Origin of the sequence: uncultured Traorella sp., assembly GCF_944327115.1 — a bacterium.
Classification (GTDB): Bacteria; Bacillota_I; Bacilli_A; order Erysipelotrichales; family Erysipelotrichaceae; genus Traorella.
This window is the reverse complement of record NZ_CALVGS010000032.1, coordinates 1-9025: the sequence shown is the minus strand read 5'-3', so window position 1 is coordinate 9025 and position 9025 is coordinate 1. Positions and strand designations below refer to the sequence as shown.

Annotated in this window: 11 protein-coding genes; all 11 read left to right on the top strand. The window is 39.8% G+C overall.

All coding sequences use genetic code 11. The features are described from left to right. The first annotated feature begins 75 nt into the window (after positions 1-75). Positions 76-363, top strand: coding sequence for a 30S ribosomal protein S6 (gene rpsF, locus Q0K35_RS02415; protein WP_071440851.1), 288 nt, complete (start codon positions 76-78; stop codon positions 361-363). A 1-nt stretch (position 364) separates the two neighbouring features. Then, positions 365-826 carry a single-stranded DNA-binding protein gene (gene ssb, locus Q0K35_RS02410; protein WP_294561081.1) on the top strand — a complete coding sequence of 154 codons (462 nt, stop codon included), beginning with the start codon at positions 365-367 and terminating at the stop codon, positions 824-826. Positions 827-845: 19 nt separating this feature from the next. Continuing rightward, complete coding sequence (gene rpsR, locus Q0K35_RS02405; protein ID WP_071440849.1) at positions 846-1076, top strand: 30S ribosomal protein S18; 231 nt, start codon at positions 846-848, stop codon at positions 1074-1076. 56 nt (positions 1077-1132) lie between these two features. Then, the gene (locus Q0K35_RS02400) at positions 1133-2050 is read left to right on the top strand and encodes a DUF2232 domain-containing protein (protein ID WP_294561080.1); all 918 of its coding nucleotides are present in this window, start codon (positions 1133-1135) and stop codon (positions 2048-2050) included. Beyond that, entirely contained in the window at positions 2028-4010 is a 1983-nt protein-coding gene (locus tag Q0K35_RS02395) for a DHH family phosphoesterase (protein WP_294561079.1), read from the top strand. Before Q0K35_RS02400 ends, Q0K35_RS02395 begins: the two co-directional genes overlap by 23 nt. Further along, on the top strand, positions 3988-4437 hold the full coding sequence (gene rplI / locus Q0K35_RS02390) for a 50S ribosomal protein L9 (RefSeq protein ID WP_294561078.1): 450 nt from the start codon (positions 3988-3990) through the stop codon (positions 4435-4437). Before Q0K35_RS02395 ends, rplI begins: the two co-directional genes overlap by 23 nt. A gap of 8 nt (positions 4438-4445) precedes the next feature. Next, positions 4446-5786, top strand: a complete 1341-nt coding sequence (gene dnaB / locus Q0K35_RS02385; protein WP_294561077.1) for a replicative DNA helicase — start codon at positions 4446-4448, stop codon at positions 5784-5786. A gap of 15 nt (positions 5787-5801) precedes the next feature. Then, positions 5802-7316, top strand: a complete 1515-nt coding sequence (locus Q0K35_RS02380; protein ID WP_294561076.1) for a M23 family metallopeptidase — start codon at positions 5802-5804, stop codon at positions 7314-7316. Between the two features lies 1 nt (position 7317). Further along, positions 7318-8052 carry an MBL fold metallo-hydrolase gene (locus Q0K35_RS02375; RefSeq protein WP_294561075.1) on the top strand — a complete coding sequence of 245 codons (735 nt, stop codon included), beginning with the start codon at positions 7318-7320 and terminating at the stop codon, positions 8050-8052. After that, entirely contained in the window at positions 8045-8521 is a 477-nt protein-coding gene (gene rlmH, locus Q0K35_RS02370) for a 23S rRNA (pseudouridine(1915)-N(3))-methyltransferase RlmH (protein WP_294561074.1), read from the top strand. Before Q0K35_RS02375 ends, rlmH begins: the two co-directional genes overlap by 8 nt. Positions 8522-8577: 56 nt before the next feature. Continuing rightward, the coding region (locus tag Q0K35_RS02365) for a SpoIID/LytB domain-containing protein (RefSeq protein ID WP_294561073.1) at positions 8578-9025 on the top strand (448 nt) is incomplete at its 3' end.

Genomic DNA, 9025 nt, shown 5'->3' with positions numbered 1-9025 from the left:
GGCGAGTAGATACTTTTCGTATTTGCTCCTTGCTCAACTACTCTTGGGCCAAAAGACCATAAGGAGGTGTACTCAATGAAAAAGTACGAAATTATGTACATTTTAAAAGCTAATCTTGAAGAAGCTGTTCGTCAGGAAACAATTGACGGATTGCATGCGATCATCACTAGCCACGAAGGTACTGTAGACAATGTTGATGAATGGGGACTTAGAGAGTTCGCTTATGAGATCAACGATGAGAAGAAAGGATATTATGTTGTTATCAAAGTTACTGCTAACAATGAAGGTATTCAGGAATTCGATCGTTTGGCTCGTATCAACAACAATGTTGTGCGTTTCTTAATCGTGAAAGAAGAAGCTTAATATGATCAATCGTGTTGTATTGGTAGGACGTATTACACGCGATCCGGAGCTAAGAAAAACAAATACCGGTACTTCTGTCGTAAGCTTTACGCTTGCAGTAAACAGAAGGTTTTCCAGCAATCAGGAAGGTGGGCAGGATGCCGACTTCATCAGCTGTGTTGCATGGAGGCAAAGTGCCGATTTTATGGCAAATTACGTAAAGCAGGGAGCTTTGCTTGGAGTAGAAGGCAGGATCCAGACACGTAATTACAAAGATCAGAGCGACCGCACTGTTTATGTGACTGAAGTAGTCTGTGACAGTGTACAGATTCTAGCACAAAAGCGCGATCAGCAGACGTCATCACAGCCAAGCTATCAGCCTTCTACGCGTAACGATGCGTACCAGCCTGATGTACAGTCCTCTTATGAGAGTGACTTCGGTAGTGATACGCTTGATATCGCAAGTGATGATTTACCATTTTAGGTAGGAAAGGAGAAGCAAAATGGCATTCAAAAAACAAAGAATGGGACGTAAGAAAGTATGTTACTTTACGAAAAATAAAATCGAGAAGATCGATTACAAAGATACTGAATTATTAAAACGCTTCATCAGCGCAAACGGTAAGATCATTCCTAGACGTGTGACTGGTACAAGCGCTAAATACCAGCGTATGCTTGCAACTGCAATCAAACGTGCTCGTCAGATGGCTTTACTGCCTTACGTTGCAGACTAATTAGAAATGACCTCTGTCTAATGTGATGGAGGTTTTCTTTTATAGGAGGAGAATTTATGAAATCAGATACGCGGAAAATAACTGAAGGAGCCATGATCGTCGCAATGATAGGAGCTTTTCTTATCATTGACAGACAAATGGCAAATGTATTAAGCTCTCAACTGAGCTGGCTTTTAAGTATTCCTATGATCATTTATGCTGCTCAGTGTGAGTGGAAATATTCATGGATGGTATTTTTGGCTGTATTGATCGTTTCTTTGATGATATCTCCTCCCCAGACAATTTTCTATCTTTTCAGTGCCCTTATTTTAGGGATTATATATGGTGAAGGGGTCCGGTTGAAATGGCATCAGAATAAATTGCTTCTATGGACAATTGTCTGTACATTCATATCGTATCTTTTTTCCATGTATATCTTTGCCGGCTTTTTTGGATATGATCTGGTTGCAACTCGGAATGAGTTCATTGAAATGTTAGAAAATGTTGAGATATTTAAAAATCTAGTTGTGTTTTTTATTGATGCAAACACTTTGTTCAATGTACTGGATATCACTTCATTCTTTTTGGTTGTCATCATGGAAAGTTTATGTGTGCATCTGCTTTCACATCTCATCTTTATTAAATTGAAAATGAATGTGGAAAGGATCAAAATTGATCTGAATTTTAAATATCCTAAGTTTTTAGCGGTGGGAGGTATTCTTAGTATCTTCTTAATTTTAGGGTTGAGATGTTTTCAAGTAAATGAAACTGTCAAATTTATACTTGCTTTTTTCTGCCTCACCCTGTTTATCGTAAACTTTATTTATGGTATGATAGTAATAGTAAGTATGCGGCGGCTTCCAAAATGGAGCTGGGTCGTATTGCTCATTCTGCCACCTGCTTGGTCATTTGTCATGATATTGGGAATTATTGATGGCTTGACGGGTGGAATGATTCGAAAGAGAGGGCTTTATGGACAAACTAGAAAATTTTAAATTGCAGCTTGTGATATTGCTTGTCTGTGAAATATTGATTTTAGGATTGCTGGCAATCTTAGGGATGGACATTAATTTTGTCATGATGATGGCAGGAGTCGTTGGTTTTAATGTCTTTTTGGTAATCTGGGTCATGATTCGTTATGATAGGGATAAAAAGAGCCGTGACCAGAATCTTGCACGTATTTTAGGAAATGATGCAAAAGATGCTCTGCTTTTTGGGGAAGTGGGCATTCTTGTTTATGATGAAAACCTTATTGTCACATGGTTCAATGATTTTCTGGCTGATCGAGGAATCAATCTGATCGGTAAGAAGGTCAGCTCATGGAATCCAAATATCAATGATCTATTTATTGATAAGGCGGATGTCGTGACGATTGAGGATGGGGAATATATCTATGAGATTACCCGTAAAGAAAATTCTACTGTTTTATATGTGAAGGATGTCACGGATTATGAAAAGCTCAGGAAGGTTTCACAGGAAGAAAAAACAGTATTGGGACTGATTCAGCTGGATAATTATGATGAGGTCAGTCAATATGAAGACGAATCGATGAATTCGCAATTGAATATGAAGCTTCGACAGCCGGTTTTTGAGTGGGCGAAGGAAAATGGCATCGTTATTCGTCGTGTCAAAAGTGATCGTTTTTATATGGTGCTTAATGAAAGTATTTATCAGAAGATATTAAATGAAAAATTTTCGATTTTGAATATCATTCGCAAAAATAGTGAAGAAATGGGTGTCAATGTTACTTTATCCATGGCAATCGCGCGTGGAGATAAGAAGCTGAGCGAATTGGATGAAACACTCATCAGCCTGATGGAGCTGGCACAGAATCGTGGTGGTGATCAGGTGGCGGTGAAGCTGAATGATTCTGAAGTAAAATATTATGGAGGAAACAGTGAAGCTACGGAAAAACGTTCACGTGTCCGTGTCAGAGTCATGGCAAAGGCGATCCGTGATGCGTTTAATGATGCAGGGAATGTGTTTATCGTCGGTCATAAAAATATGGATTTTGATTGTATGGGGGCCAATTTGTTGCTGAGCCGAATAGCACAGGGATATATGAAGAATGCTTATATCGTCAGTGAATCCGGTGGTATCGAAGAACAGTGCCAGGAAGCGATGAAGCTTTATGCACCGGAGATGAAGAGCCGTCATCATTTCATAGGTGAAGCAGAGGCCTTGAAATTGATGAAAGATGATGATCTTGTGATTGCGGCTGATTTTCATAATCCGGATCATTGCAATGCCCCGGCGGTTTTGGAAAAGGCGACGAAGGTCATCTTGATCGATCATCATCGACGCAGTGATAAATTTATTGATAATCCGCTGTTGGTTTATGTTGAAACAAGTGCAAGCAGCGTGAGTGAGCTGATTACAGAGTTCTTACCTTATATGTCACATAAGGTCAATATCAGTGCACAGGAAGCGACCATTGCTTATTTGGGTATCCTGATTGATTCCAATCGCTTTAAAGCAAGAACAGGAGCCCGTACTTTTGAAGCTTGTGCAGCTTTGAGAACCTTAGGGGTTGATCCGAATGAGGCAGAGGATCTGATCAAAGAAAATATTGAAGAATTTGAGGAAAAAAGTTCGATCATGCGCTATGGAAGGGTTATTTTTGATAATATCATGATCGCGTCGGTAACTGCCAAACAGATCGTTTCCAAAACGATGATGAGCAAATGTGCGGATGCGATGCTGGCGATCAAAGGTATAGAGGCAAGCTTTGTCATCGGTTATACGAAAGAAAATACGGTAGCAGTATCGGCACGTTCAAAAGGAAATATAAATGTTCAAAAATTGATGGAAGAAATGGATGGCGGCGGACATTTCAGTGCTGCGGCGCTTTCCAGGGAAAATGTTAGCGTAGAAGAAATCGAAAAAGAATTGATAGAAACGATTCAAAAAAGCAGACAGGAGGAAATAGAAGATGAAGGTAATCTTACTGAGTGATGTAAAGAAAGTTGGAAAAAAAGGAGAAATGGTTGATGTTTCTGACGGGTATGCCCGTAACTTTCTGATTCGTCAGAAGCTGGCTGTGGCAGCTACGGAAACAAGTCGGCAGATATTAGCGGAGCAGAAGGCGAAGGATATGGCCAAAGAGGCAGAATTGGAAGCTCAGGCGAATGAAATTAAAAAGAAACTGGAAAATATTACGCTTGAATTTAAGGTCAAGGCCGGTGAGGGAGGACGTGTATTCGGTTCTGTTTCATCAAAGCAGATCTGTGAGGAATTACAGAAAAAATACCAGATCCATGTAGATAAGAGAAAATTTCTTGATAATGAGAGCATCAATTCCTGTGGTGTAACTTATGTGAAGGTGGATCTATATCGTAATAAGGTCATCGGTCAGATCAAAGTACATGTAAGTGAGTTATAGGAGGGGACATGGCGTTAAATACAAGACAGCTGCCGTCTTCTTTGGAGGCTGAACAGGCGATATTAGGCGGCATGCTGGTATATCCAAAGGTCGTAGGTGATGTGAAGGATCATGATTTAACAGCTGATGATTTCTTTAATGAAAATCATCAGCGTCTTTTCCGTACCATGACGTATCTGATCGATCAGGGCCAGCCGGTAGAACCTGTTGGGTTAATCACCCGTTTGAATGACACGCATGAGCTGAATCTTGTCGGAGGAGCCGATTATATCTTAAAGCTGACTGAAAATGCAATCAGCAGTGCGAATGCAACAACGTATATTGAAGTTATCAAAAGCCGGGCACAGGTTCGTAAGCTTATTGAAACAGCACAAAAGATCGAAGCTGAGGGGTTTGAGAATATCAAGTCACTGGACGAATTGATGGATGATGCGGAAAGAAAGATATTGGATGTTACCCGCCAGCGGAGAACGACAGATTTCAGAAGCAGCGGTGATATTTTGAATACGGTCATGGAAAAGATCCAGCTGCTCCGTTCCAGCAAAGAAAAAATTACGGGTATCAAGACTGGATATGTCGATCTTGATCATACGACCAATGGCTTTCAGCGAGGAGATCTGATCATCCTGGCAGCCCGTCCGTCAGTAGGTAAAACAGCTTTTGCTTTGAATATTGCTCTGCAGAGCAGCTTGCGAAATCCGGGGGCGGTTGCGATCTTTTCATTGGAAATGCCTTGCGAACAGCTGATGCAGCGTATATTAAGTGCGAAAAGCGAAGTGTACGGTGATAAGATCAGAAGCGGTTATATCAGCAATGAAGAAATGGTGCGTATTCAGGAAGCGTGCAGCGAAATCAGAAAAACGAAGATTTATATTGATGACAGCGCGGTCATCAAAATGGGAGATATTTTTTCGAAATGTCGTAAATTGAAATCGGAACAGGGCTTAGATCTGATCATTATTGACTATTTACAGCTGATCAGTGCTTCTTCTCGTTCCAACAGTGATAATCGTCAGCAGGAGGTCAGTGAAATTTCACGTTCACTGAAAGCTTTGGCGAGAGAATTGGATGTGCCGGTGATCGCTCTTTCACAGCTATCGCGTGGTGTTGAATCTCGGCAGGACAAGCATCCGATGCTTTCAGATCTTCGTGAATCAGGATCTATCGAGCAGGATGCGGATATCGTTATCTTTTTATATCGTGACAGCTATCAAAAGAAGGAAGAAGAAGCAGAGAATGCGGTCGATCCGGTGGATGTTGATATTGCCAAGCATCGTAATGGAGCGACTCGTCGAATTCAGTTGATGTTTTCAAAGAATATTAATGCATTTTTTAATCCCGAAAAATAAGAAGGAGTTGAAGCTATGCTTAAAAAGATTGGCCTTTTAGCCGGACTTGCCGTGGGCGCGATAGTATTGACGCTTTTGCTTCCCGGCAATACGCTGAAATATGATCTGAATGCGCAAAATCTGGAAACAGGCGGCATAATTCCACAGAAATATATCAGCGAAGGAGAGGAAAAAGAGGTCCTGACAATTTATTATAAAGATGAGCTTTTAGGTATCGTTCATGATATTGATGAATATGAGCAGTTTTTAAAACGTATTTATGAAGAAAAATATGCGGAGGATTTTCCGAATACAGAGGTTGGTTTAGGTGAGGATGTTCATGTAAGCAAAACCGTATCGCAGTTGGAAGCAGAAGATAAGGATGAAGAAATCTTTGCATATCTTGAAGAAAATAATTTCTTTTCTATTATGGGATATAAGATCGAATTTTCAAATGGCAGTATTGCTTATGTGAAAAATAGTGAAGATTTTGTACGTGCCCGTGAAGATTTTGTATTGAATTTTCTGGAAAGCAATGGTGTTGATCCAAATGAGGTCAAAAAGCTTTTGGATAATCATCAGACAACACCGTATTCAAGTGATGAGCGTCAGGATATATCGTACCGCTATCTGGATAGTGCAAAGATCTCTAATGAATTGGTGCCCATTGACCTGATCTTAAAGAACTATGATGAGTGTATTACATGGCTGAGCTTCGGTTATAGCTATGAGCCAAATTATTATACGGTCGAAGAAGGTGACATGATCCAGGGTGTTGCCAGTAAAGCGGGTGTTTCGGTCATGAACTTGCTTTCGGTTAATTCTGAAACCTTAAAAAGTGAAACGCAGCTGCTTCAGGTAGGTGAGGAACTGAATGTTACGCCAATCGATCCACCGGTTCAGCTGGAGGTAGTGAAAAATCGTATCGTAGAGGAAACGGCTTATCCTGAAAGTACAGAATACATCTATGATAACACGCTTCGGGAAGGACAGCGTATCGTAGAACAGTCTTATAAAGAAGGAACTTATAACGTGCAATATCAGGAAACTTATATCAATGGTGAACTGGATGAATCAAAGACACAAGAGGTTTCACGATTGCTTACAGATGCACCGCAACAGGAAATTGTACGTATCGGTACGATGGTCATTCCGAATGTCGGTTCCGGTTCTTTCCGCTTACCTGTGGATAATGCATATGTATCGTGTAACTGGCTCTGTTACTATGGACATACCGCAATTGATGTACAGAATCTTTACAATAAATACGGTAGTGTTAAAGCAGCTGACCGTGGTACGATCGTTGAAACAGGTTATGGACCTGTTACCGGTTATTATGCAATCATTAATCATAATAACGGTTTCTGGACTTATTATGGTCATATGAATCAGCCATGCTTTTATAGTGCAGGAACGACAGTTGCGAAAGGAGAAGTCATCGGACAGATCGGAATGACGGGTAATGCGACCGGACCGCATGTTCATTTTGAGATACGAAATGGTCCGTATTATGCGAATACGATTTATCCGTGGCCGTATATAGGTGGTTAAGATGAAGTTTTCATTATTGGCATCCGGTTCTAAAGGAAACTGTTGTGTCATTTCAAATCGAGATACGAAAATCGTGATCGATTGTGGAAGTACACAAAAATATCTTAAAGAAAGCTTTAAAAAGATCCAATGTGAAATCACTGATTTAGATGCTTGTCTTATTACCCATACGCATACAGATCATATCTCTTGTTTGAAAATGTTTGCGCATCTTCCCATATATAGTGAAGAACCACTGAATGTACCGATGCAGATCAAGATTCATGAAGATGAATGCTTTCAGATCAAATCAATGAAAATCGAAAGCATTCGTCTTTCACATGATACAAAATGTCTGGGTTATATCATTCAGGATCAGAAAGATAAATTGGTTTATATTACAGATACCGGTTATCTGAAAGAATGTTACTATGAGAAAATCAAAGATGCTGATTATTATATATTTGAAAGTAATCATGATTTGAAAATGTTGATCCAATCAAGACGCCCTGAATATGTGAAAAATCGTATTCGCAGTGCCAGCGGGCATCTGTGCAATGAAGATTGTGCCCGACATTTACGTAAATGTATTGGTGAACATACAAGGCAGATCGTTCTTGCTCATATCAGTGAAGAATCCAATTCAAGAGAAATGGCGTTGAGCGTCGTACAGAATGCATTGGCTGATATTCAACATCATCCGGAGATCTTGGCGGCACCTCAGTTTGAAATCGTAAATGGAGGTCAGGATGATTAGGATCGTAGCAGTAGGAAAAATTAAAGAAAAGGCACTGCAAAGCTGTATTGATGAGTATAAAAAAAGAATAACGGCTTTTTCAAAAATTGAAATTATAGAAGTTAGTGATGAAAGCATTCCGGCCAATCATTCAGAAAAGCAGGATATGCTTATCAAAGAAGCAGAGGGTGATAAAATTCTTTCTAAGATCAAAGAGAAAGATTTTGTGATACTCTTAGATTTAGCCGGAAAAAATTATTCAAGTGAAGTCTTTGCGAAGCAATTAGAGAGAATCATGACTTATGAAAGCTCTCAGATCGTTTTTGTGATTGGCGGATCGCTGGGATTAAGTCAAAAAGTCATTCAACGGGCAAATATGAGATGGAAACTTTCTGATTGTACCTTTCCTCATCAGCTTTGCCGGTTAATCTTATGTGAACAAATCTATCGGGCATTTACGATCTTGAATCATTTGCCTTATCATAAATAGACTGTGGATTCACAGTCTTTTTTAATATAAAAAAAGGCAGGTGCATATAATAGAATATGAAGATGAAAATCAAGCTATTAAGCTTTCTATTCTTTTTTGTCGGATTTCTGTATGTAGCACTTCCCCCTTTGTCTTCTCGTCTGAATATAGAAAATCAGCTTAGTGAGGATGTCATAGTGGAAGTATCGACAGCAAATGGACAGCTTGAACTTGAACTGGAAAACTATTTGATCGGTGTGCTGGCCTCGGAGATGCCGGCGTCTTTTGAGTTGGAAGCACTGAAAGCACAGGCGGTAGCTTCACGAAGCTATGTTTATTCAAGAGAATTAAAGGTGGATGATACGACAAGCTCACAGGTCTATCAGAATGATGATGTTTTAAAAGAAAAATGGCAGGATTCGTATGATATGAATCTTGCGAAGATCAAAGAAGCTGTCGTGTCTACAAAAGGGCAGGTATTAGTTTATGACCAACAGATCATTCATGCTTATTTTTTTTCATCCA

Bases quoted from the DNA above. Each gene is read 5' to 3' on its own strand.
- Q0K35_RS02380 (WP_294561076.1), top strand. From the start codon at position 5,802: ATGCTTAAAAAGATTGGCCTTTTAGCCGGACTTGCCGTGGGCGCGATA.
- rpsR (WP_071440849.1), top strand. From the start codon at position 846: ATGGCATTCAAAAAACAAAGAATGGGACGTAAGAAAGTATGTTACTTT.
- ssb (WP_294561081.1), top strand. From the start codon at position 365: ATGATCAATCGTGTTGTATTGGTAGGACGTATTACACGCGATCCGGAG.
- Q0K35_RS02375 (WP_294561075.1), top strand. From the start codon at position 7,318: ATGAAGTTTTCATTATTGGCATCCGGTTCTAAAGGAAACTGTTGTGTC.
- rlmH (WP_294561074.1), top strand. From the start codon at position 8,045: ATGATTAGGATCGTAGCAGTAGGAAAAATTAAAGAAAAGGCACTGCAA.
- Q0K35_RS02400 (WP_294561080.1), top strand. From the start codon at position 1,133: ATGAAATCAGATACGCGGAAAATAACTGAAGGAGCCATGATCGTCGCA.
- dnaB (WP_294561077.1), top strand. From the start codon at position 4,446: ATGGCGTTAAATACAAGACAGCTGCCGTCTTCTTTGGAGGCTGAACAG.
- Q0K35_RS02395 (WP_294561079.1), top strand. From the start codon at position 2,028: ATGGACAAACTAGAAAATTTTAAATTGCAGCTTGTGATATTGCTTGTC.
- rplI (WP_294561078.1), top strand. From the start codon at position 3,988: ATGAAGGTAATCTTACTGAGTGATGTAAAGAAAGTTGGAAAAAAAGGA.
- rpsF (WP_071440851.1), top strand. From the start codon at position 76: ATGAAAAAGTACGAAATTATGTACATTTTAAAAGCTAATCTTGAAGAA.